The following is a 24,668-nucleotide window of genomic DNA, read 5'->3' as shown; positions in this document are numbered from 1 at the left end:
AGTCGATAAGATCTCACAACCAGCACCGACAATATACCTACACTGTACGCAGTTTGGCACTCTCCCCCACTCGCCATGAGTTACCAGCGACAGGCTTTAAACCTCTTCAATCTGACAATCAGCAAGTCTTGGAGTGACTACTCAATCACCGACAGATTCGGCACAATCCATGTTTTCCATCATCGCTTGTAGGTAAAATAGACCACTCGCCAAAGATCCTTCACAATTCTGTGCCCTGAATATGAAAACCACCTACAAAGCAATCCTGTTTGACCTGTTCGGCACACTGCTGAGCGTCTCCAAGGCGGCAAAGGGGCAAGGGCAATATACCGCAGACATACTCGGATTGGATCGCAAAGCCTGGAATCAGGCCTGTTTCGGGAAGCACCATGACATTGTCACTCGAACCGATCATCTGGAGACCGTCAGACGCATTGCCCACAGTCTCGATCCATCAATCCCACTCCACAAAGTCCGTCAGGCTGCCGAGGCGCGACAGTTACGTTTCGATACCGCCTTGCTCGAAATCGAACCCGGGATCCTGTCGATTCTGCAGAACTTGAAGCAACAGGGATTCATTCTGGGGCTGATCTCGAATGCATCCACTGGTGAGGTAAGAGCCTGGCCTGAGTCCCCCCTTGCACCCCTGTTCACCAGCGTCCACTTCAGCTGTCAGCAGGGAGTGCAGAAACCGGACCCGGAAATCTATTGTATGGCCTTGGCCGAAATGACAATCTCGGCCGATGCGGCACTGTTCATCGGCGATGGCAGCAGCGAGGAACACATGGGCGCCGAAGCCTGTAACATCGACAGCCTGCTGGTGACCTATTTTCTCGATGCGAGCGATACCCAGGAGCTCAATAGAAGAGGGAAAGGGTCCAAAGGTCGTATTGGGCATATTCGGGAACTGCTGAAAATGATCTCTCCTGAAATCTGATATTAATATTTTCGAACCTATGGGATGTATGGCATCTATTCGCGACCAATACTACTCACCGTATACAACGACGAAAACGCATACGACTTCATTTCAATCCATTCCTGAGAATAGTGGCCCGCCTGTTCGTTTCCATACACCCGCAATAAAAAAGGCAGCGCTTTGGCTGCCTTTTCAATCTCATTGTTAAAGGTCTTATTTCGCGGCCACCATGGCGGTCAACTTATCCCACTGCGCATCATCGAGGATTTCCATCATCCGATCACGGCAACGGGTTTTACCGACAATGATCTGCATACGGGCTTTACTTACCGTTTCGGCCATACTGTTGATCTCATCCGCACTGACCCCATCCAGCGATGCCTGGGCCATCTTCTTTTCGCCTTCGATGATTGACATCACCATACCATGCATCTTTGTACGGTTTTGCTCCTTCCACTCCATGACCTGCGCCATCTGAACATCACTGAGTTTCAGCTCCTGGGAGTTTTTACTAATAAAAGAGACATAGTTGGGCACGGGGTTGACATGTGCCATATATTTCATGAACTGACCTTTACCACCCATGGTTTCAGCCGTTACGCCAGAGACTGTAAAAAGCAGAACGACCAGTAACAAAACAGTAATTTTTCTCATTGATTCCCTCTCATAAACAATACAGAAGTAAAGCTATCGCCTATCAACACTATCCTCTAAAAAACTCCTGAGCATTGTTATTTATCAATCAAACTCCAATCCGATTCATGACAGCAAAAACGGAGCTTGCCTTTATGAAACCAACGGCTGGCAATCAAAGGTCAAAAATAAAACAAAAAATAGATTATCAATGTCCCAACCATCAAGACAGGAAGCTACCACGGCTTCGACTGAAAACCTGTCGACTACGTGGTCTTAACGGTATCGACGGTTTGGCGATGCCCCGGGACCTCCCCGTGGACCGGGTGGATTCTCCCAATTGGTGCCTGACCCACCCCTGGGCCCGGGAGGATTGTTGTCACGATCGTAACGATAGCGGGGATAGGCACGTTTGTAGTACCAGTTGGATCCGGGGCCGCCTATCGGTCCAGGTGGGTTCGATCGATAGGGGTAACGGCGATCAGGAGAGGCACCCGGCCCACCCTCTGGACCCGGAGGATTCTCCCAATTGGTGCCTGGCCCACCTACCGGGCCAGGGGGATTATTATCCAAATCCTTTGCCAAACCCGAGGAGGCTGAAAAGACAAACACAACCGCCACTGCAAACGTTTTGTCATACCTGATCACTCTATATCCCCTATCCTTAAATAGCTTTTCCAAGTCAAAGCATAGACGATAGTTTCTCAGGCACTCGTATTCACTCCGGTACGCCCTGCCACAACATCTCATAACCCACTTCATAGGTATCGTCACAAAAATCGGCCAGGGCAGAGAACTTCTCTTTGAACAATTGATCAGCATGGGAGCGTTCGTGCTGTTCGAAAGATTGCCAGAAAGTGACAATCACAATATCACCCATGTTCTGATTGACCCGTTTGTTCTTATGGCTGTCATCCGAACCGACACTTCCCTCTTCAGAGATAAAACCGGCATTGCGATAGACCTGGCCACCTATGAATCCACCGTTATCATCGCCATAGTTATTTTTTACCACATTGCACATCTCCCCAAGCAGCAGTTCCACATCCTCAACAGTGACGCCGGGCTTGAGATCAACCACATTGAATAACATGACACAACCAAATGGAATTTCTATTGGATGAAACATCTCTACTCCTCTCTCTGCATACGCTTTGGAACAGGCAGCATAAGCGACTCTTCTTCGATAATTAACACCGCTCTGGGTAAGTTAACTAAGTTTCACTTTGTCAATGTTGATCGACCGCTTCCTTGGTGACTTAAAAAACCACCCACAAAATAATGTTACTGCAAACACAGCAACCCCCTTCTATACTTTCGAAATATCCCTATTTGTTGCCTCGGAGAGACTGATGGAACCCACACTGAAAAGGCTGATCAAGTATGGCTCGAGGGGCGATGATGTGGTGCAGGTTCAGCAAAGCCTGAATCGCGCTGTTTCAACCAAGCCGGAATTGATCCCTGATGGAATCTTTGGCGCCAAATCAACCGCCAGAGCCGAACAATTCCAACGTAGCAATCAACTGGCTGCTGACGGCATTATCGGTCCAAAGACCTGGGAAAAGCTGATTGCCTTCCTGAAAAACATCGTCGATACACCGCCAACCGATAAAGACAAGCACAAGGAGATTCGCAAAAGGGTCCTGATGGAAGCGGGAAAACTTGTCGGCACAGTCGACTTTACACAGCTTATCGGTGGCAGACCGAAAGGTATCGATATTGTTAAAACCATCTTTAAGGAAGCCGCGAATGTCACCCTGCAGGATGATAACTTCAAAGATCCTTTCAGTAAGGTATGGAGTCCACAGCCTTTTATCAGTGGTCAGAAAAAGAGCTGGTGTGGGATTTTCTGTGTCTACTGTTATCGAAAAGCGGGCATAACAACCGTCAGGTGGAACCTGAATATCGGTGCCCCGGTCGGTAACATTGGTTTGAACAGCTGGAGCACACAGTTCGTCCAGGCGATCAAACTGGCAGACATCGGCGCCGTCGCCACCCGCCAGCACCATTTCCTCATCGAAAAGGTCGACCCTGGCAACCCATTCACACCACGGCTGAATACCATAGACGGTAATCTTCTGGCGGGAAAGATCCAGCGACGCAGCGGCTATCATCAGGTAGGCAAGGACAATTTCAACTACTACTCATTGAAGTAGCGGTCGAGCCCAGCAAGCCAGAAAAAATAACATCAATCCATTACAACCAGCGGCAAGAAACTGGACAGCACCTCTTCGACATCCTTCATAACAATCATCTCAGGCCTGTTGAGCACCCGGCGATCCCCATGCCGATTATTACAACAGTGTCGAATTTTTTTACAGACCATTGGTAATTTTACCTTGCCATCCCAGATCAAAATACATAACCGGTTGTTATTCCGAAACAAAAAAATTTCTGGCATCAATCATGCACTAATCAAATCCGTACAGGAGTTGATCCTGAAACACTTAATTTAAATGCGCTTATTTAACAACTATCCATAAGGATATAACGATGAAGAAATCACTCTTTTTTCTGGCTTGTTTAGTGATACTTCTGCCCTTGAATAGTCAGGCAAATGTGATCAGAACCACTGGCTCCATCACGGACGGGGGACCTGGATCTGTCTCTTATGTACTGTTCGATCAGGATGCCGCTGCAAGAACCAGAATTGCCGTCAACTCGGATGATTTCGACACAGAGATCTTTCTCTTCGAGAATGACGGTACATTGAACAGAAATGACCGGATTGCCCACAATGACGACCGTAACTTTCCGATCAATCTGAATTCATTGATCAACCGGGTATTACAGGCAGGGAGCTATATCGTAGCCATTTCCGCTTACGACCTGACCCGCGGTGAAGCTGTCAGGGGTGTGAACAGAGGCGGCGATCAGTCCGGCTATGGTGACTACAGCATCAGAATCGCATCGGATGCCAATGTCAGATTCAGCAATGTCCCGGAACCTGCCACACTCTCGCTGCTTGGCCTTGGTTTGGTAGGCATGGGTTTTGCCCGGCGCGCCAAGCAAAAAACCTGATAACTGTGCCATTTGATTAACACCAGGGGATTGAGACTCTCCTGGTGTTTTTTTATGACTGATCCACAGTAGATAGTCTTCGTTGAGCAACCCTCTTTCTGTCTCTCAAAGGCCTTTACAAATCGATGTTCTTAATTATCAAAAAAAAGAATATTGTCTAAATATAAGGACTCATATCCTTACTTGTTTAAGGCAACGATCTCCTTCTAAGCGATACCAATCACGCCAATGTCACACCACCATGTGAGACATACTCCCCGCCACAGTTATGAAAGCCTGCTGATAACTCAACTGCTGATCCTCGGTTCGATAGGCAGCATAGAGCTTGCGCTGCATGCCCTGGCGCCCCAAGCGCAAACTCTTCAATGGCAATGAGCCACAGGCCCGCTCGATCAACCAGTCCGGAATCACGGTTACCCCGCGCGACAGAGCCACCAGTTGCAACATGATCTCGATCGATTCGATCTGTTTGTGCTGCTGTGGCCTGACTCCGGCAGGCCAGAGAAAACCGTTAAGCACATCCAGTCTCTCTTCATCGACCGGGAAGGTGATCAATACTTCCTTAGCCAGCTGCTCCGGGGTTACCCAATCCTTTTCAGCCAGTGGATGGGTCTGAGGTACCAGCAATTTCAGTTCATACTCAAACAGCGCCTCATAATGCAATCCTGGATGATCGACACGGTCGGGGGTTATCAGCATATCGATATGAAAGTTCAGCACACCCTCAAAACCGCTGAAGCGGAATCGCTGAAATATGTCCACATCCACTTGCGGATTGGACTTCAGATAGGCGGCCATGACCCCGGTCAGCCACTCATAACAGGGATAACACTCCACCCCGAGACGCAACACACCCTTTTGACCATCCGCATAGGCCTTCAAGGTACGTTGACTCTGCTGCACTAAGGGTAGAACCTTTTCCGCCGTCTCCAATAACAGGTTGCCTGCACGGGTCAGACGCAATCTGCGCCCCTCTTTTACCCAGATCTCAACACCCAGTTTCTGTTCCAGATAGCGTATCTGATGAGAGAGCGCCGATTGACTCAAGCAGAGTGCATTGGCCGCCTTGGTCAGGGTTCCATGTTGTTGTAACGCGGCAACGATCCGCAGATGGGTAAGCTCAATCATCTATGTAATTTTCTCATGTATATGGATACAAATATCATTATATATTCATAATATAAAATCCTACAATTTCGCCATCAGAGTCACAGGAACAAGGTCAGGGATCATGGTCACAACTCACAATCTCGGTCTGCCGCGCATCGGCAGCAAACGTCAACTCAAATTCAGCCTGGAAGCCTATTGGCGTGGTGAAATCGATGCCCATCAATTGATGACTGCCGGAGAGCGGATTCGTGCGCAAAACCACCAGCACCAACAGCTTCTGGATTGGATCAGCGTCGGGGACTTCTCCCTCTACGATCATGTTCTCGATACCAGCATCCTGTTGGGAAATCTGCCGCGCCGCTTTGCACAGCAGCAGCTCACGCCCCTGGACCGCTACTTTCAGGTAGCCCGCGGACGTTCGACAGATGTCAGTACGCCACTGGCCGCAGCTGAAATGACCAAGTGGTTCGATACCAACTACCACTACCTGGTGCCTGAATTTGACCGGGAGACCCGCTTCGAGCTGCATCCTCAGCAGCTGTTGAGGCAGATTGAAGAGTGCCAGTCGAAAAACCTCAAACCGGTGATCATCGGCCCGGTCACCTATCTCTGGCTGGGCAAAAGCAAGGACGAAAGCAATCCGCTTGATCTGCTGGAACCGCTGCTGCCGGTCTATCAGCAACTGCTGCAGCAACTGGCTGAGGCTGGGATCGAATGGCTGCAGATCGATGAACCCATTCTGGTCACTGAACTGGATCAGAGCTGGCGTCACGCCTTGAGAAACACCTACTTCCGGCTGCAGACAAAAGCCATCAAGCTGCTGCTGACAACCTACTTCGGCAGTCTGAAAGAGAACCTGCAACTGGCCTGTGAACTGCCGGTTGCCGGTCTGCATATCGATGCCACCCGGGCCAGGGATGAGATTGATCGGATCATCGACTGGCTGCCGCAGCATAAGATACTCTCACTTGGGGTAATCGACGGACGGAATATCTGGAAGTGTGATCTCAACTCACAGCTGGATTGGCTGGAACCGATCCACCAGCGACTTGGTGAAAGGCTCTGGCTGGCCCCCTCCTGCTCACTGCTTCACGTGCCGGTGGATATCGAGAGTGAAACCGATCTCGATGGAGCGCTGAAATCCTGGCTCAGTTTTGCACTGCAGAAGCTGTCAGAGTTAAAGACTCTGGCCAAAGCGCTGAACAACGGACGTCAATCGGTAGCCCGGCAATTGAATGATAACGCCGAAGCCATCCGGCGACGCTCGGGATCACAACAGATTCATATCCCGGCCGTCATTCAACGGACGGCCGAGATCACAGCAGAGATGGGGCAGCGCAAAAACAGCTTTACCACCCGTCGCACCATTCAGCAGCGGAGCCTGAATCTACCCCTCTATCCGACCACAACCATCGGCTCGTTTCCGCAAACCAATACCATACGCCAGAGTAGAAAAGCCTACCGGGAAGGCCAGCTCTGCGGAGCCGACTATCGTGCCGCGATGGAGAAGGAGATCGCACAGGCGATCCGCCAGCAGGAGGATGTCGGCCTGGATGTACTGGTACACGGTGAGGCGGAGCGCAATGACATGGTTGAGTACTTCGCTGAATTTCTCAGCGGTTTTGCCTTCACCCGCTTCGGTTGGGTTCAGTCGTATGGATCACGCTGCGTCAAACCGCCGATCATCTATGGTGACATTCAACGGCAATCTGACATCACCACACACTGGACCAGTTATGCCCAGTCACTCACCAGCAAACCGGTAAAGGGGATGTTGACCGGCCCGGTCACCATGCTCAACTGGTCATTCGTGCGGAACGACCAACCGCTTGCCCTGACCTGCAATCAACTGGCGCTCGCCCTGCGTGACGAGGTATTGGCACTGGAACGGGCGGGTACCGCCATTATCCAGATCGATGAGGCGGCGCTGCGTGAAGGTCTGCCACTACGACGCAAACAGTGGCCCGACTATCTCGACTGGGCACTCAGCGCCTTCCGTCTGACCGCCAACGGTGTACAGGACGATACCCAGATCCATACCCACATGTGCTACTCCGAGTTCAACGACATCATCGAATCGATCGCCGCCATGGATGCGGATGTCATCACCATCGAGACCTCCCGTTCCGACATGGAGCTGCTCGATGTATTCGAGTCGTATGAATACCCCAATGCGATCGGCCCGGGGGTGTATGACATCCACACCCCCAACATACCGAGCATAGGGAGTATGGTTAAGCTGATTCAGCTGGCCCAACAGCGCATACCCGCGGAACGATTGTGGATCAATCCGGATTGTGGCCTGAAGACCCGCCAATGGCAGGAGGTCATTCCGGCCCTGAAGAACATGCAGCAGGCGGCACGGCAGCTACGTGAGGCTGCGAGACTCGACAGCCAACGAACCTCAAATGCCGGATAGGATACGCCTGACAGATGAAATCAGACCGATTCAGCGGCAGGGCAAACTCTCTTGCCGCCGAATCGTAACTGGAACCCAACCGGATCCGGGGCCTCGCCAAAACTCAGATCGCGAGATGACAAATACAAACTATAGATAAATTCATACTTAAATACCCATGCAAGCCATAGTTCACCCAGAGGCTATCCGCTAAAATGGCGGGTTTAACCCGCCTACGAGGAAATCCGACGTGTTTCGCAAAGAGCTGAAAGTCCTGGACTGCACCATTCGCGATGGTGGATTGATCAACAACTACCATTTCACCGATGATTTCGTGAAGTCAGTCTATCGGGCGGCTTGCGAATCCGGCGTGGATGTCATCGAACTGGGTAAGAAGCTGATGGTCAGCGAAGAGTATACCCGCGAGGCCTATGGCAAATGGAACTTCTGTGATGACGACGATCTGAAGATGATCATCGACTCCCATGAGTGTGAGAATCGGCCACTGGTGGCGGTGATGTTCGATATCGGCCGGGTCGACATCAACAGTCTGCAGCCACGGGATCAAAGCCCCTTCGACATGGCCCGGGTTGCCTGCTACGTACCGGACATCGACAAGGGCCTGGATCTGGTGAAACGCTCCAAGGACCTGGGTTATGAAACCACCATCAACATCATGGCCTGCTCCGCCGCCATCCGCACCGATCTGATCGAGGCCCTGAATCAGGTTGAAGAGACTGCGGAGCTCGATTACCTCTACCTGGTGGACAGCTATGGCGCCTTCTACTCGGAGCAGGTTACCGACTATCTGGAGCTCTACAAGAAGTATGCACCGAGCAAGGAGCTGGGCTTCCATGCGCACAACAATCAGCAGCTTGCCTTTGCCAATACCCAGCAGGCGATCATCGACGGCGTCAACCTGCTCGACGCCACCATCAACGGCATCGGCCGGGGTGCCGGCAACTGCAATCTGGAGCTGCTACTCAACTTCCTGAAAAACCCCAAGTTCGATGTTCGTCCCATCTACAAGGCGATCCAGGAACAATTCGTACCACTGCGTGAAGAGATCGAATGGGGTTTCAACGATATCTACGGTATCAGCGGCCACCTCAACCATCACCCCCGCGCTGCCATGAAGTGCCGTTCGGATAAAGAGATTCGTGACCTCTGTTACGACTTCTTCATCGAACAGACCCAGCTCAACGCTTAAAACGTCATTGCCGACGGGGCCTGTTGCAGGCCCTATTGGCTGACGATCCAGCTCATGAAGGATTGACGGGTATCCTGATCCGCTTTGAGCCACCAGTAGCGTAACTGCTTCCCTGCATCCTCAGGCAACTCGTCCGCTTGCACAATCTTCGTGAGGGCCAGCGGCTCCTTTCGGGGTTTCGCATTCACCCCAGCAGCCTCAACAGGCTTAGGCAAGGGCTCCAGCTCACTGCTGATCGTAACCTGGGGATTTTTTGCAAACGCCTGTTTATTCTTAAACGCTGCAGGCTCCGGGACCAGTCGATAGTGGACACCGGATTTGGCATTCAGGCTGATCACAAAGGGCCTTGAATTGATGACCGCTTCGTAACCCAGATCCGGATCGATGATCACATCCTTGTATCGAAGGGTGATTTCACGCTCCCCTTCCGGCAGTTCGAGCTGCGCTTGATGAGAGAGCAGCGAACCGCTCACTGCCTGACCATCCAGAGCCAGAAACTCGAAACTGTCAGGAATGGTAATTCGTGCCGCCTGTACGGAGCAGCCGCTCAGACTCAGCCAGACCAGCAGCACTCCACTGATCGACAGCTTTGCATAAAACTTCGCCATCACATCATCTCCTGTCAGGGCCGATTGAAACTCAACTGACCCATTACATAAAAACAGACCTTGCAGCGTCCGCTGCAAGGTCTGTCAATTGTGGGAAGTTTCTGATCAGAAGGCGTATTTGGCGGCAAATTGCAGCCGGTCCAACTCACCCTCGTCACCACTCTCTTTCTCCAGCTGGCCATGCAGATACATGACACCGAGGGTAACCGGTTTGATCGGGTTGTACATCAGGTTGACCTGGATGCTGTTGGCGCTCTCATTGAGACTGCCCGGAGCGGAAGAAGGGTTATCCACCTCAACCAGACTTAGAATCACATTCGAACGCCACTTGCTGTTCCACATATGCCGATAGGCGACAAAGCCGGCGAGAGATTCCACCGCCTCGAGACTGCCATCACCCGGATCGACCACCGCATCCCTGACCACACCCAGACTGGTGTAGCGGCCCATGCCGTCGCCGTAGTTGACCGCAAAGCGGATATCATCCGTATCGAGGATTTTGATCTTGCCGCTGACGCCAAGACCCCAGCCGGTGGTGGTCTCTTCCGAGCCACCATCCTCAACTTTCAGTTGACGCAACAGACCGTTGACCCGCAGGTGTCCCCAGCCCATTTTCATACTGTAGTTGGCCGCCAGATCAGGCAGAGCATTATCGTCACTGATGCCGGCATCGGTAAAAGTTTCCGGATTCTCCAGAGCCAGTTGGACATTGCCCAGGCTATAGCGAATCATCGGCTGTCGGACAAATACCGTACCTTCCGGTGCCCCCAGAAAGTCCAAGGCATCGGGCAGCGCGCCGGTATCCATGAAGGTCGACCAGGTTTGGCCGAACAACCAGTTGTCGAAGGTGAAGAGGTAGTGTCTCAAGCGAGGTGAGTAACTGTTACTCACCGCCTCATTACCGAAACCGGTGGTCAAGAAATCCATCTCCATCACCACGCCAAGCGTATGATCACCAGCCTTTGTCTTGGCCTTGAAATTGATGCGGGACTCCCGCGCAGTCATGTCATAAACCGCATCACCGTCATCACCACCCGTCGGGATGGAAGAGGGCAGATAGAAAGTCCTGCCTGCACCACCGGCTCCACCAGCGATGGTTCCGCTGTCGGTATCGGTCCACATGGCACTCAATTTTGCGTAGCCACCAATGCTGACATCCACGTCACCACCGAAAACATCACTGAAATTGTAGGCGGATGCGGTAGCTGGCAGCATCATGCAGGCACCGAATAGAGCAATCCCTGGCAGCTTCTGTTTCATTTGATTCATCGTGTGATTCTCCACAGTATCAATTGAATTCAGCTGTTATGGTTTTTTAGTGCTGAGTTGTTTTATTGCCGATATGGCGACTGCCCTACGTGAAATTTTTTATATCCTCACTAACGACTGCTGAGGATGATTCGCCGGACTGTATCGACTATTTCTGATTCGACGAAAGCCCAGGATCGGAAAATCGGGGATAGGGATATTTATTACATTTTTATGAACCTATCCTAGGTTGCAGATACTACACCATTATCCATAGAAAGAAACCGTTCCGGTTCAGCCCGGTTGATCAAGTATCTTGGATCGACTTCCCCTCTGGGAGCGAACGATACGCTTTATCAGTTGTGCAATAAATGCACACCAGAGTGCAGATGGATCCAGTCACCCTACTTTTAATATCTGGCCCAGCTGAGATTCTGGTCATAGTTTGGCTGGCGTCGAACGACCAATGGGCAGCCTAGCCGGATGACTATCGCCAATCCTCAGCAGGTTCCGACTCGACCACCGAGGCTATCCGAAGAGCGACACCTGCCCTTCTGCAGGATGCTTCTTGTTATTTAACTGAATCCATACCCTCCTGCCATGAGGGCTCTTTTAGCGATTCCCACACCCCCAAATAAAGAACAAAAGTCCTATATGTTACTGAATTTCCAAAATGTTTAAAGTTACAGCCCACCCTCCCGATAACACTACAATAATTATGGTTATTGACTGATTGATGGTCTTCGAGGTAGCGGTTTTGCCGAGAGTTTTACTGATTGAGCACTCCCCAACCATCCGTCATATCCAGAGAAATCTCTTGATCAAGGCGGGTTATGAGGTCGAGATCGATAGCGACCATAAATCCGCGATTCCACGTATTCGCTCCAGCGCCGATGATGGCGTGAACTATGATGCGGTTATGCTGGGCTGGCCCGCCGATACCACAATCGAGACCGCTTCGTTCTGCAAGATGCTGGAGCGGCAGGCTTATGCCTCACAGGTGATTTTGGTGTTTGCCCATGAAGAAAATGATGCGGTTGCCGACTGGTCCAAAACAAGACCCAACACGGCATTCCTGTTTTGGGCAGACTACAAACGGAGCACCAATCTGCTTTCGCAAATGTTGGCAGATACCAGTAAGAGGACGGCAAACCAGGCCGAGAACCTGGCATCGGTACAACCGATACGGGTATTGTTTGTTGATGACTCCAGAACTGTCAGGGTTAAGTATAAGCGCCTCTTGAATGCCAATGGCTATGCGACTGAGGTTGCCGGCAATGTTGGCGAAGGCTTTGAAAAGGCCCTGGCCTCGCCCTACGACATTGCCATCATCGATTACTTCATGCCGGATGCCACTGGCGACGTGTTGTGTCAGAAACTGCGTGAAAACGAGACCACCGCATCAATAACCTCTGCCATCATTACCGGCTCCTACCTCGACAAGGCGATCAAGGAATCCCTTGAAGCCGGTGCCGTCGAGTGTATGTTCAAGAACGAAAGTGATGACCTTTTTCTTACCCGTATCGATGCGATGAGTCGCCACATTCGAGCCCATCAGGCGATTGAGAAGGAGCGCAAAAGGCTTGGTGGGATTCTCAGGTCGGTGGGGGATGGTGTCTACGGGGTCGATCCCAATGGCCATATCTCATTCGTCAATCCAGCCTGTCGCCAGATATTGGGCTATGACTCCGATGCGCGATTGATCGGAAAGTCGGCACATCAACTCTTCCACTTCGCCGATGGTGAGGGCAATCACGTTTTACAGCAAGCCTGCTTTCTGCAGGAGAGCTATGCCAATGGCGACAAGGTCCAGGCCAGGGAGACCATCTTCTGGCACAGATCGGGCAAGCCCATCCCGGTGGAGTGCACTGTCTACCCACTCACCATTGAGGATAAGCGAGAGGGTTCGGTTGTCGCATTTCGTGACATCTCTGAGCACAAACTGCTTGAAGCAGAGCTACGTTGGCAGGCAGGCCATGACGCATTGACCAAGCTGCACAACCGGCGCTATTTCGAAGAGCAGTTGAACCTGGAGGTTGATCGGCTGAAGCGCAGCAATGAGATCAGTGCGCTGCTCTACCTCGATCTCGACCGATTTAAGTACATCAACGACACGGCAGGGCATGCTGCAGGAGACCGTCTGCTGGTGGAGATCGCTCAGCAGATGAACCAGCGTCTGCGTAAATCGGACTTGCTCGCCCGCCTGGGTGGCGACGAGTTCGCGGTGATTCTGAGGAACGTTACCAAGAAGAGCGTTGTGCACGTCGCTGAAGACTATCGTGAAATGCTCGACCACTACATGTTTGTCTATAAGGACAATCAGTACAAGATCAACGGTACCATCGGTATTGCCCTGATCGACAAAGCGTCGGTATCTTCCAGCGAAGTGTTAGCGAATGCGGATATCGCCTGTCATATCGCGAAAGGCGAGGGGCGCAATCGCACTCACCTGTTCGTCCAGGAGAACGATAACAAACAGGCGATGGACAAAGATCTTGGCTGGTCGTCGCGGCTGCACAAGGCGCTGGAGTCAGGCCACCTGATCCTCCACTACCAGCCGATTATTCCGGTCGAATATATCCCGACCTCACTGATGTCCGGCAGTGACGGGCCGATCTACAAGCAACTGCTTCCCATGGTGCCTGAGTCATCGATGATCAACGAGGCATTACTGCGCTTGGATGATCCCTCCTGGGGCATGGTGCTTCCCGGCGCCTTTCTGCCAACCGCAGAACGCTTCAACATGATGGACAAGATCGATGGTTGGGTCGTGAACGCCGCCCTCAGACAACTCGCCCAGTTGCAGCAGCACGGATATACCGGCACATTCACCATCAATCTGTCGGGACAGACAATCACCAATATGGCGCTGATCGAGACCATAGAGGAGCTGGTGATCTCCCTGGGGATCGACCCCAGTAAAATGATTCTTGAGATTACCGAGACCTCAGCCGTCTCCAATCTCATCTCCGCCAATCAGCTGATTACCAGACTCAGCGCTCTGGGCTGTCGCTTTGCGCTGGACGATTTCGGCAGCGGCTTCTCCTCCTTCTCCCATTTAAAGAATCTACCGGTGGATTACGTCAAGATCGACGGCCTGTTTGTCAGGGGCGTTGCCGCGGATACAGGGGACAGGGCCATCGTCCAGTCGATCAACGATATCGCCCATTCGCTGGGTAAGATGACGGTGGCTGAGTATGTGGAGGATGCTGAGATACTCAGTTTTCTGCACCAGATTGGTGTGGATTATGTGCAGGGACACTACCTGGCCCATGCCATGGATATCTCCGACCTGCCACTGGGTGACAACGCCAACCGGGCCAACAATCCGTCACAATCGCAAGCCTAGCGGGCGATGGGGCAAACAGGGCAGTGACCAGCCGGAACAACAGACGAAGCTGTTTTCTGTCAGCCCTATCATGACGCAGCAAAGGTTAGACGACCAGCAACACGCACCATTTTGGAGCATTACCTGCCGCTGAGAGAAAATCAGCCCGACCAGGTGTCGCTGGATCCAAGCGTGAGATCCACTCTCTACCTCAAACTCCGCCGATGCTGTCAATCCTGACCCGATTGGTCCTGGTAAACCGAACCGGATGCCCAGCCTGCAGAGCGCTTCAACCTTGCCAGCAGCCTGGATTTGGCACAGAACCTGCTCTTGAAATGCAACGTTTACAGAGCATGCCAGTTCTTTGGTGCCATGAAGAAAACAGACCTTTTCAGGAGAGGCAGATCAAATCCCGAACATCGACAACCGCCGTTGCCCACGCCATGAACGGAAATTCAACTTGCAAAATCATGATACGACCTGTCTCAGGTCATTCTGTTTTGACCCTGCAGCGCTATGCTGAGCCATCAGACCAATAGAGCTGGAATATCAAGTGTCGATCATACCCATATCAGGCCATAAAAGAGCACAGAGTCCAATCGACGGATGGCTGGTCTTCACCGATCTCGACGGTACCCTGCTCGATCACCACAGCTACGACTTCAGTCCGGCGCTGCCTGCCCTCAGGTTACTGAAAGAGAACCGGATCCCGGTGATCCCGGTCTCAAGCAAAACCCATGCGGAGTTGAACGTCTATAAAGCGCAACTTGAGCTGGATGGACCGATGGTGGCGGAGAACGGTAGCGTCATCATCTACCCGAATGAGGAACCCCAGATTGCCCCCCCCGGCTATCTGATGAAGCGCGACTTTTTAGTCGAATGCCGCACCGACCCTGACTTTGACTTCATCGGTTTCGGTGACATGAGCGACCAGCAGGTGATGGATGAAACCGGCCTGGATCGAGACTCTGCGCAACTGGCTCGACAACGACTGGCAACGGAACCTCTGCTCTGGCGCGGCGACCGGGAGAGCCTGAAACGCTTTCAACGCAAGGCTGAATCTGCCGGCATGAAACTTCTGCAGGGTGGACGTTTTCTGCATCTGTTGAGCGATACCGACAAAGGCCAGGCAGTCACCCATATCGTCAACCATCTGCGCAGCAGGGGTAAGCAGATCAACCGAACCATCGCCTTGGGGGACAGTGATAACGATCGAGCAATGTTATTGGTGGCAGACACCCCAATCATTGTGCGCAAGCATGATGGCAGCCATATGACGCTGCCGGAACGACCCGATACCAAAGTGACCGAAGAACCTGGACCCGCCGGATGGAACCAGGCGCTTCTGGACCTGATACAACAATTTGAGGAGCGATAATGGCCGACTTTTTCCAGCATGGGGATATCACAACGCTACACAAACTCACTGAGCGCCCCCTCGAAGAGATGGAGCAGGAGCTCTCCAGCTTTGCCAGTAAGAAGCCGATCGGACTGATTCTTCCCAGTCTCTATTCGGAACTCACCGGCCCCGCTCTCAGCCATATCATCGATGAGCTGCAGCATGCCAGCTACATCTCCCACATCATCATCGGACTTGACCGGGCCACTGAAAGTGAATTCAAACAGGCCCAGGATTTTTTTGCCCGGCTACCCCAAAGTACCCACCTGCTGTGGCAGGATGGACCAAGATTGAGAAGCCTGGATGCAGAACTTCAGGAGCGGGATCTCTCCCCGCCAGAGCCGGGCAAGGGACGCAATGTCTGGTTCTGCATGGGCTATGCCCTGGCAATCGAAGAGCTGCAGGCGATTGGACTGCATGATTGCGATATCGTCACCTACTCGAGGGAGCTGCCGGCCCGACTGCTCTATCCCCTGGCCCACCCCAACTTCAGTTTTGAATATGCCAAGGGCTACTACGCCCGGGTCAATGAGAACAAACTCAGTGGACGGGTCACCCGCCTGTTTGTCACACCGATGTTAAGGGCTCTGAGACTGATGGTCGGTCCACTCGACTATCTGGAGTATATGGACAGTTTTCGTTATCCACTTTCAGGTGAGTTCGCCATGAGTCGGGATCTCGCCTCCCAGGTTCGAATACCCAGCGACTGGGGATTGGAAGTGGGCCTGTTATCGGAGGTCTACCGCAATATCTCCCACCATCAGATCTGCCAGGTCGATATCGCCGACCAATACGACCACAAGCATCAGGATCTCTCCGCCGAGGATCGCACCGGCGGACTGGCGAAGATGAGCCGGGACATCGCCAAATCCTTCTACCGCAAACTCGCCACCGAAGGCATTCAGATGAACCAGGCCTTCTTTCGCAGCCTGAAGGCCGCCTATCTGCGTAAAGCTCTGGATATGGTGGAGATGTACTACCACGATGCGAAGATCAATGCCCTGGCCTTCAACCGCCATGCGGAAGAGGAAGCGATCGAGGTGTTTCAGCAGAGCATCGTCGAAGCGGGCCAGGCGTTTCTCGACAACCCGCTGGAGGCCCCGTTCATCCCCAACTGGAAGCGGGTACTCTCAGCAATGCCCGACTTCACCGACCGGCTCTCCCAGGCCGTGGCTGAGGATAACCGTTGAAAAAGGTTACGTCGCAAATAGAACCGTTTAAGGGTAAGGCTGATAACGCCACAATGTCACCGCTAAAAGACCAAGGCCTGTTAACACGAACCCAACAGCCCCTAGAGAGGCGGTGATTATCACCCCTTGGCCATCAGCCAGACGGTCTGATAGGGTCGAAATCGCACCTCGTCACCATCCATGTCCGGCACCACCTGATGCAGGGCATCGAACCAGCGATGGTTCGTTCCGCCCAGTGCGGATATATCCACCGATCTCAAATCACCGGTCATGTTATGGATGGCGTAGACCCGCTGTTCCCCATCCAGACTGATCCGCTCCAGACCGAGAACCCCGTCCGGCATATCCAACACCCGCTGTGGCGCATCGGGATGAAACGCCTTGATCCCACTGCGGATGCGCAGCCGACGAATGTATTCTGGGAATACCTGCCCCGCATCGGTCAACGGCAGATCGATCAACCGTTCGAGCTCGGCACCGTCCCACTTGCGCCGATTGATACTGCGGGTCATGCCAGTACGTTCCACCCCCAATGGATCATTCGGCGTTGCTCCCAGAGCGTTGATGTAGACCGCCGGTATACCCCGAAACGAGAGCGGCAGCGTCTGGGAGAGCATGTAGCGGGCGATGTGCCAGGGATCCACATCATCATCCTCGGCCGCAAAGGCATCGAAATAGCTGATATTCAATTCATAGGGCCGGTCCCGCCCCTCGGTAGTGGCACGCATCGAGACATAGCCGCCCCGTCTGCGCATCATATCGAGCAACTCATCCAGATCTTCATCCGGCACCAGACCCTCAAGCGGTCGCAGTCCCACCCCATCGTGGGAGGCGGTGAAATTCAGATAAGTACACCCTTCAGGCAGCGTCTCCTGCTCCAGAGAGCGGGCCCAGGGCACCAGGAACTCGGTGGTCTGACACATGATGGCGTGCAGGATCAGCGGCGGCAGACTGAACTGATAGACCATGTTGGCCTCATCGCCCTGATCGAAGTAGCTGATATTCTCCTGATGGGGGACATTGGTCTCCGTCAACAGAATCGCCCCGGGTTCAAGCACATCAAGCAGTGTCCTGAAGAGTTTGATCACTTCATGGGTCTGCGGCAGATGGATACAGCTGCTACCGATCTCCTTCCACAGAAAGGCAACGGCATCCAGTCGCACTGCCCGTGCGCCACGCCGGATATAGTCGAGCAGGATATCGATGAACTCGAGCAGCACTTGCGGATTGGCGTAGTTGAGGTCGATCTGATCATTGCTGAATGTCGCCCACACATCGAGCATTCCACGGGGCGTACGAACCCGGCTCAACAGGGGGGTACTGCGAGGCCGCACCACCATGGAGAGATTCTCATCCGGCGACACCTGGATCACATAGTCGCGCCCGGGTTCCTCGTCATGCACAAAGTTGACGAACCAGAGGTGCTCCCGGGACATGTGGTTGAGCACCAGGTCGAACAGCAGGGAGAAGTTCTCACCCAGCTCTCGAATATCCTGCCAATCCCCGAGCTGGGGATTGACGGCACGGAAGTCGGAGACCGAAAAACCGTCGTCTGAACTGTAGGGGAAGAAGGGCAGGAGATGCACCATGCTGAAGACACCATTCAGGCGTTTGTCCAAAAACTGTTTCAGGGAGGCCAGCGGGGTCATCCCCGGATACTGAATACTGTCCCCATAGCAGATCAGCACACTGTCCTTCTCATCCCAACGGGGTATTTCGAGGCGCTTGCCCTGCCGCACCTCGATATGCCGACCGATCAACTCATGCACTTTTGGCAACAGCGTCGCAGCCTGCTGCTCCCCATACAATTGACTCAAATGGCCCAGCAGCCTGGTATCCAATTCATCGACGCTCATGAAAACTCTCTCATCAATGACTCCAGGGCCAAATAATTTACCCAAATTGATCGGTAGAAGTTAATAAAATATGACTATATTCAATATCTCTTAAGTATAAAAGAGTTGATCCAGATCAACCGATATGCGAAACCATGAATTATCTGCTGCTATTGTTTAGTAAGCAGTACCTAAAAACCCGAATCCATGGGTTTATGACGGCACAGACCGCAAGCTATTGCTTCCCCGGCGGTTAGTATCAAGCCCGCTCGACTCATGGGCGAAGCTAAGGTTCGCTTATTCCACTGGAAAACCAATAGCTTACGCTTTGCGACCGTCACCAAATCACGGATTCTGGTTAAAACAGATTAAAACTACCTGCATTCACCAAAGGAGATCCACTATGAGGTTAGAACACTCAGCGTCCCGCACCTCTCCTGAAAATCTGAGAGCTACCCGTCCTATTGAAGTGGAAGGACGTCTGATCGCAATCGATGATGAAGGCTATCTGCAAACGCTTGATGATTGGACCCCGGCCGTTGCAGAGGCACTCGCAGATGCCGATGGCGTAACCCTGACAGAAGAACACTGGTTGCTGATCGATTTTCTGCATCGCTTCTATGCAGAGTATGGCATTGCTCCTGAAATGCCTATCCTGGCCAGAAATCTGTGCAAGGATAAAGATGATTGCCGCTGGAACAAGCGTTATATCGAAGGCCTGTTTCCGGGTGGCGCCAAGATGGCCTGCCGCTATGCCGGACTCAGCAGACCGGTAGGGCGCAGCTGCCTGTAAGGGGGATAAAAACTCACTAAGATCACGATTTGATGGGGTATCTATCACGTGCCTATCCTATGATCCCGGTAGGCACGTCACTTTTTTCAAACCACTTCCCTGCCAAAGTTCATCAAGCTGAAACCCTGCCATTACCAGCGGCCTGTCAGCCATAAAGTCCCCAAATAGATAAACAGTGTTTGCGTCTATTTGCGCAGCGGATAATAAAAACCTCCAAACAGTCTGTTGAAAAATGCGTATCATATCGGCAACCGAATAACAGAACGGCTGCGGTTGAAAAGCATCGGCTAGCAGTCAATTCATCAGTAACAGCACCATGAACTCGAAATTTCTATGGACTCTAGGATTGATCCTATTCTGTCTGAATCCACTGCAGGCAGAACAGCTGGGCGAGGTCAGCACCAAATTCCGCATGCTCGGCCCGAATGACAAGGTGGTCATCGAAGCCTTTGACGACCCGGCGGTTCCAGGCGTCACCTGTTATTTGAGTCGGGCCAAGACCGGCGGCATGGGCGGTGCCATGGGAATTGCCGAGGACACTTCCGATGCCTCGATCGCCTGCCGACAGACCGGATTGGTGAACCTTCCCGGTGACATTCTGAATCAGTCGAGGGATGGGGAGGAGGTCTTTAAACAGCGCACATCGATTCTGTTCAAGACCATGCAGGTGGTACGCTTCTACGATGCCAAGCGCAACACCCTGGTGTATATGACCTACAGCGATAAACTGGTGGATGGATCACCGAAAAACAGTATTACCGCAGTACCCCTGTTCCGGCCCCAGAGCCCGCAACTTCCCGGCCCCAAAGAGCAGTGAGCCAGCGACTGCATACCGGGCGGCTGGTGCTGACACCCCAGGACCCCTATCTTGTGCCGGAAGATCCTGCCAGCCTGTTTGATGCATTGAGGGATATCGGCCTGATCACTTCACCCCTCGAAGCGGAGCAAGGCTATCTGCTGGGTGAGGCGTTCATGCAGCTGATTACCTTCATGGGCTGCTCACCCTTCATCCGACTTGAACCGGATCAGAGCGGAGAACCCTTTTGCCATCTGCGGGTGGATGGCCCTCATTCGGAACCGATACTGCTGACCGGTAAAAACAGTCTCCCACCCCGCTGTAAGGCCTGCCGAAAGCGCATCAGCGACTGGCAGAGCGAGCCTCAACAACTGGCTGAATGCCCCCACTGCGGACACCGGCAGGACCCGGCCAGCTATGACTTTAAACAGAGTGCGGGGTTTGGCCGGTTTCTACTTAAGATCGAGAATATCTTCCCTCAGGAGGCGATCCCCTCGCCACGCCTGCTCGAGTTCCTGCAACAGGCCAGTAACGGCGCACCATGGCACCATTTCTATCAACAGGATTGATTGGCATTGCGGTGCGAGCAGACTGATCCTCTGGTTAAGTCGGCAAATCACACAAATGGTGCTGTGTGGCTGAATTACACCCTATCCTGCCCAGATTGGAGTGGCGCTGACTTAAGCAGCATTTGGTGGGGCATGGCCCCACCCTAGGTCCCGAATTTTAAGGTAGGGTGGGGCCATGCCCCACCAGGACATTACGTCTTGCAGCATCCCATCAGAATATGATGATTCAGTTACTACTGCCGGGATAATCCACAACATGTGCGTCTATTCGCATTGATTTGCGGACTTTTAATAAACGGGCCGGAGGTCAGACCAGTTCGCAGCGATTCTTGCCTTTGCGCTTTGCCTGGTAGAGGGCCTTGTCGGCCCGCGAGAACACCTGGTCAACCCCATCCCCCTTAGTGAAGCTTGTCAGTCCACAGGAGATGGTGACGACGACCGGCTTACCGTGGGAATGGAAACCATTACTCTCGACCGATTGACGCATCTCTTCAGCGACACTCAGCGCCTCCTCGCCCTCGGCCCCGCAGAGCAGACAGACAAACTCTTCGCCACCGAAGCGGGCGATGAAATCGGTTTCCCGTAAGCGGGCTCTGAGACTCTGAGCGATCACCCTGAGCGCCTTGTCACCGGCCTGGTGTCCATAGCGATCATTGATCTTCTTGAAATCATCCACATCCCAGACCAACATGGTCAGTGGACTGTCAAAGCGCTTCCAGCGGGCCACCTCCTGCTCGATCCGCTCTTCGTAGGCCAGCCGGTTGGGCAGGCCGGTGACAGCATCCAACAAAGCCATGTGGTGCGCCTCAACCATGCGGGATCGCAGTTCGGTGGACTCCTTTTCCAGCTGGGTGAGGCGTTCGCGTAGTGCCTGCTCCCCTTCCTCGGCCTGCTGATGAAAACTTTGCTCCTCTTCCAGATAGGTGTCGATACTCTGTTGTATCAGAGTGATCCGCTGACTGACCGCATCTTTCAACTGCTGCAGATCGGTGGCCTGGGCAACGTGAGTACCAATATCCCCAACCTGACCGTGTACCTGTTCACTCAGGGTGCGCCCATGCTGTGCGATCTTATCCCGACCTTCATGGGCCGTCTGCAGATGCAGACCCAGGTCCTGCAGGCGCTGGGTCAGCTCTTCAAGAAAATCCTCGGCCTCCTGTATCTCCGACTGGATCTCACCAAACGACTTGGCCGACAAATCGAGCAGGTCATCCAATACACCGACCCAGGCATCCGCCGCCGCGTCCTTCAGAAGACGATGCTTGAAACTGCTGATCGGTTCACCCCAATGACCGGGCCAGGAGGCCTGTTCAAGCAGATTCAGCAGGATCTGATTCGGTTTGGGTCCCGACTCTTCGCTATGCCCCAGCAGCCGTCCGAACAGGCCCGAGGTTTTTTTTTCACCGGCGGCCTCGTTACCCTGCCCCAGCAGACGAACCAGCCGGGCGAAGGCTTTCTCCTCCATCTCCGATGGATCACTTACCAGCTGTTCAAGCAGATCTGTGGTTTCGGCCAGGGCCTTCTTGGAGAGTTTGAACGGGCTGAGCAGCTTTTGATAGAGATCACCCTCATCCGCAGCCGCACTATCCTGCTGTTCGGCAAAATGGAGCAGTCCCTCGGTGATCTCATTCAGTTTATCCTGGGAGATCGAACCACCCCCACCACGGACCGCATCGCGTACCGACTTCAGGTGGGGCTCAAGCCGGCTATCCAGGCCACTGGCGGCAATGGTCAAACGGATGACGGTCCTCGTCAGCAGCTCCTCCAGAGCCTTGTTAGCCTCGTCTTCAGATTCGGATTGACGCAGCAGATCATCGTAACGTTTTTTCCAGTCGGTATCGTTCATAGGTCCCGTCTCGGATCGGTAGCCGGACTATCAGGCGGCAGCTGGCAAAACCACATTTTCAGGCAACTCAATCTCCAGACTGATCGGCAGGTGATCAGAGTGGGCATAGTTGAGGACCTCCGATTTTGACACTCTCAAACTGGGTGAGGCCAGAATATGGTCCAGCTTCTTGCTGGGGCGCCAGCTGGGGAAGGTCATCATGTCACAGGTACTGCCCTGCAGATTGGTATTCTCCATCAGATACTGGAACTCTGTGGAGCTGCAACCACAATTGAAATCCCCCATCAGAACCAGATGGGAGTAGTGGGAGACCAGCTCGCTGATGTAGGAGAACTGACGCAGTCTGGCACGCCGGCCCAGGGCAAGATGCATCATGCAGATTCCCAGGGGTTTCTCAGTGGTCTGAAACTCCATCAGCACCGCTCCCCGGCCTGGCAGACCAGGCAGCCGATGTTCGGCAATCATGCTCGGTTGTACCCGGCTCAGCACCCCGTTGCTGTACTGCGCCAGCTTACCCAGTTTACGGTTGACCTGGCGATACCAGTAGGGAAATCCTGCCAACTCCGCGAGATAGGCGGTCTGATCGATGAAACCGCTGCGAAAGCTGCCTGAGTCGACCTCCTGAAGCCCCACCACGTCGAAGTCCTTCAACAGATGGGAGATACGATTCAGATTGTGTCGTTTGTCTTTGTGGGGAAGAACCTGTTTCCAGCCGCGGGTGACATACTCCCGGTAACGACGGGTGTCTGCACCGGCCTGAATGTTGTAACTGAGCAGGCGCAACCGGTGGTTATCATCCAGCGTGGCTTGATTCTCTATGATTTGCTTATTCATTCGTTCTGCGACGCTTTTTTCTTTTCTGATATCACTTTGTATGGCGGATAAAGACAAAAAAACTTAAGTTACAACCGTCACTTTAGACAAAAAGCAAAAACTGTTCAGGAACCAGGTTCAATCTCGGAATAATAGTGTGACCCGGCAACTGTTTCCAGACCCCGGGCCCACGACCGTCCGGACCAGCCGGGTAGGACACCCTCACCAGCTTGATGATTTCCCGAAAAAAAAAGGCGGTACGCCTGGTACCGCCTTTTTCGATCGGAACAGCCGGGCTGCTTAACGACTGAGCCCCTGTATGTACTGGGCCACCTCGGCCATCTCTTCATCGGTCATTCTCTCGACCACACCCTGCATCATCTTGCTGGCGTCATTGGTCCGGGTGCCGGCACGAAAATCCTTCAGTGCCTTTTCCACATAGGTGGCGTGCTGACCGGCGATGGCCGGGAAGTTAGCCTGGGGGTTACCCGCACCGGATGGTCCGTGACAGGCCATGCAGGCGGCCACACCGGTATCGGCGTTTCCGGCCCGGTAGAGACGCTCACCCGCTTCAACCTTGTCTGCGGCAGCCACACCGGTCTTGATGGTCTGACTGGAGTAGTAGGCAGCAAGATCGGCGATATCCTGGTCGCTCAGAGGAGCAGCCATTGGTGACATCATCGGATCACTGCGCTTGTTCGCTTTGAAATCCTTGATCTGCTTCTCGATATACGCTGGATGCTGTCCGGCAATCTTTGGCCAGACCGGATTGAGAGGGCTATTGCCTTCAGCGCCATGACAACCGGCGCAGACAGCGGATTTGTTTTTACCATCTTCTGCATTGCCGGCAGCCTGTGCCAGGCCGACAGTGAAAGAGAGGGCTAGGGTTGCGGTTACGAGCCATTTATTCATAATCAATCCTGCTCTGAATTATGCTGGATATGTTAAAAAT

General features: G+C 53.1%; 21 protein-coding genes. 11 read left to right on the top strand and 10 right to left on the bottom strand.

The features are described from left to right. The first annotated feature begins 241 nt into the window (after window positions 1–241). Window positions 242–937 carry an HAD family hydrolase gene (locus A3193_RS17750; RefSeq protein WP_069015414.1) on the top strand — a complete coding sequence of 232 codons (696 nt, stop codon included), beginning with the start codon at window positions 242–244 and terminating at the stop codon, window positions 935–937. Window positions 938–1,132: 195 nt separating this feature from the next. On the opposite strand, the gene A3193_RS17745 is transcribed toward A3193_RS17750, so the two are convergent. From A3193_RS17745 to A3193_RS17740, 3 genes are all read right to left on the bottom strand, one after another. Beyond that, entirely contained in the window at window positions 1,133–1,573 is a 441-nt protein-coding gene (locus A3193_RS17745) for a Spy/CpxP family protein refolding chaperone (RefSeq protein WP_139116865.1), read from the bottom strand. Between the two features lie 255 nt (window positions 1,574–1,828). Then, window positions 1,829–2,200 carry a hypothetical protein gene (locus A3193_RS20190; RefSeq protein WP_139116866.1) on the bottom strand — a complete coding sequence of 124 codons (372 nt, stop codon included), beginning with the start codon at window positions 2,198–2,200 and terminating at the stop codon, window positions 1,829–1,831. A gap of 70 nt (window positions 2,201–2,270) precedes the next feature. Next, window positions 2,271–2,681, bottom strand: a complete 411-nt coding sequence (locus A3193_RS17740; protein ID WP_069002935.1) for a hypothetical protein — start codon at window positions 2,679–2,681, stop codon at window positions 2,271–2,273. Between the two features lie 223 nt (window positions 2,682–2,904). Between A3193_RS17740 and A3193_RS17735 the strand changes: the two genes are divergently transcribed. Together A3193_RS17735 and A3193_RS17725 are read left to right on the top strand one after the other, a co-directional pair. Then, on the top strand, window positions 2,905–3,708 hold the full coding sequence (locus A3193_RS17735) for a peptidoglycan-binding domain-containing protein (RefSeq protein ID WP_162272424.1): 804 nt from the start codon (window positions 2,905–2,907) through the stop codon (window positions 3,706–3,708). 337 nt (window positions 3,709–4,045) lie between these two features. Beyond that, window positions 4,046–4,573: a DVUA0089 family protein gene (locus A3193_RS17725; protein ID WP_069015411.1), complete on the top strand. Its 528-nt coding sequence runs from the start codon at window positions 4,046–4,048 to the stop codon at window positions 4,571–4,573. A 231-nt stretch (window positions 4,574–4,804) separates the two neighbouring features. On the opposite strand, the gene A3193_RS17720 is transcribed toward A3193_RS17725, so the two are convergent. Next, on the bottom strand, window positions 4,805–5,701 hold the full coding sequence (locus tag A3193_RS17720; protein ID WP_069015410.1) for a LysR family transcriptional regulator: 897 nt from the start codon (window positions 5,699–5,701) through the stop codon (window positions 4,805–4,807). Between the two features lie 103 nt (window positions 5,702–5,804). Here A3193_RS17720 and metE point away from each other — a divergent pair, with 103 nt between their 5' ends. After that, window positions 5,805–8,102: a 5-methyltetrahydropteroyltriglutamate--homocysteine S-methyltransferase gene (gene metE / locus A3193_RS17715; protein ID WP_069015409.1), complete on the top strand. Its 2,298-nt coding sequence runs from the start codon at window positions 5,805–5,807 to the stop codon at window positions 8,100–8,102. Window positions 8,103–8,331: 229 nt separating this feature from the next. After that, window positions 8,332–9,291 carry an aldolase catalytic domain-containing protein gene (locus tag A3193_RS17710; protein ID WP_069015408.1) on the top strand — a complete coding sequence of 320 codons (960 nt, stop codon included), beginning with the start codon at window positions 8,332–8,334 and terminating at the stop codon, window positions 9,289–9,291. Window positions 9,292–9,323: 32 nt separating this feature from the next. On the opposite strand, the gene A3193_RS17705 is transcribed toward A3193_RS17710, so the two are convergent. Beyond that, window positions 9,324–9,899: a DUF2057 domain-containing protein gene (locus A3193_RS17705; RefSeq protein WP_069002942.1), complete on the bottom strand. Its 576-nt coding sequence runs from the start codon at window positions 9,897–9,899 to the stop codon at window positions 9,324–9,326. A gap of 105 nt (window positions 9,900–10,004) precedes the next feature. Then, on the bottom strand, window positions 10,005–11,168 hold the full coding sequence (locus tag A3193_RS17700) for a DcaP family trimeric outer membrane transporter (RefSeq protein WP_083218113.1): 1,164 nt from the start codon (window positions 11,166–11,168) through the stop codon (window positions 10,005–10,007). A gap of 736 nt (window positions 11,169–11,904) precedes the next feature. Between A3193_RS17700 and A3193_RS17695 the strand changes: the two genes are divergently transcribed. From A3193_RS17695 to A3193_RS17685, 3 genes are all read left to right on the top strand, one after another. After that, entirely contained in the window at window positions 11,905–14,496 is a 2,592-nt protein-coding gene (locus tag A3193_RS17695; protein ID WP_162272425.1) for an EAL domain-containing protein, read from the top strand. A gap of 532 nt (window positions 14,497–15,028) precedes the next feature. Further along, window positions 15,029–15,853 (top strand): HAD-IIB family hydrolase, encoded by an 825-nt coding sequence (locus tag A3193_RS17690; RefSeq protein WP_162272426.1) that lies wholly within the window; start codon window positions 15,029–15,031, stop codon window positions 15,851–15,853. Further along, window positions 15,853–17,064 (top strand): glycosyltransferase family protein, encoded by a 1,212-nt coding sequence (locus A3193_RS17685; protein ID WP_069015406.1) that lies wholly within the window; start codon window positions 15,853–15,855, stop codon window positions 17,062–17,064. Before A3193_RS17690 ends, A3193_RS17685 begins: the two co-directional genes overlap by 1 nt. Before the next feature lie 119 nt (window positions 17,065–17,183). On the opposite strand, the gene A3193_RS17680 is transcribed toward A3193_RS17685, so the two are convergent. Next, window positions 17,184–18,920 carry a sugar phosphorylase gene (locus A3193_RS17680; RefSeq protein WP_069002945.1) on the bottom strand — a complete coding sequence of 579 codons (1,737 nt, stop codon included), beginning with the start codon at window positions 18,918–18,920 and terminating at the stop codon, window positions 17,184–17,186. A 382-nt stretch (window positions 18,921–19,302) separates the two neighbouring features. Between A3193_RS17680 and A3193_RS17675 the strand changes: the two genes are divergently transcribed. The 3 genes from A3193_RS17675 to A3193_RS17665 all read left to right on the top strand — a co-directional run bounded on the left by A3193_RS17675 (window position 19,303) and on the right by A3193_RS17665 (window position 21,057). Then, complete coding sequence (locus tag A3193_RS17675; RefSeq protein ID WP_069002946.1) at window positions 19,303–19,692, top strand: TusE/DsrC/DsvC family sulfur relay protein; 390 nt, start codon at window positions 19,303–19,305, stop codon at window positions 19,690–19,692. Between the two features lie 316 nt (window positions 19,693–20,008). After that, entirely contained in the window at window positions 20,009–20,509 is a 501-nt protein-coding gene (locus A3193_RS17670; RefSeq protein WP_069002947.1) for a CreA family protein, read from the top strand. Continuing rightward, window positions 20,506–21,057, top strand: coding sequence for a hypothetical protein (locus A3193_RS17665; protein WP_235615034.1), 552 nt, complete (start codon window positions 20,506–20,508; stop codon window positions 21,055–21,057). Before A3193_RS17670 ends, A3193_RS17665 begins: the two co-directional genes overlap by 4 nt. 307 nt (window positions 21,058–21,364) lie before the next feature. On the opposite strand, the gene A3193_RS17660 is transcribed toward A3193_RS17665, so the two are convergent. The 3 genes from A3193_RS17660 to A3193_RS17650 all read right to left on the bottom strand — a co-directional run bounded on the left by A3193_RS17660 (window position 21,365) and on the right by A3193_RS17650 (window position 24,628). Further along, window positions 21,365–22,903 carry a GGDEF domain-containing protein gene (locus tag A3193_RS17660; RefSeq protein ID WP_069002948.1) on the bottom strand — a complete coding sequence of 513 codons (1,539 nt, stop codon included), beginning with the start codon at window positions 22,901–22,903 and terminating at the stop codon, window positions 21,365–21,367. Between the two features lie 30 nt (window positions 22,904–22,933). Next, window positions 22,934–23,737: an endonuclease/exonuclease/phosphatase family protein gene (locus A3193_RS17655; protein WP_069002949.1), complete on the bottom strand. Its 804-nt coding sequence runs from the start codon at window positions 23,735–23,737 to the stop codon at window positions 22,934–22,936. Window positions 23,738–24,016: 279 nt separating this feature from the next. After that, window positions 24,017–24,628, bottom strand: a complete 612-nt coding sequence (locus A3193_RS17650) for a c-type cytochrome (RefSeq protein ID WP_069002950.1) — start codon at window positions 24,626–24,628, stop codon at window positions 24,017–24,019. Between the last annotated feature and the right edge of the window lie 40 nt (window positions 24,629–24,668).

It is taken from the genome of Candidatus Thiodiazotropha endoloripes (genome assembly GCF_001708965.1).
Classification (GTDB): domain Bacteria; phylum Pseudomonadota; class Gammaproteobacteria; order Chromatiales; family Chromatiaceae; genus Thiodiazotropha; species Thiodiazotropha endoloripes.
The sequence above is the reverse complement of the archived record's forward strand: the minus strand, read 5'-3'. Positions and strand labels throughout refer to the sequence as shown.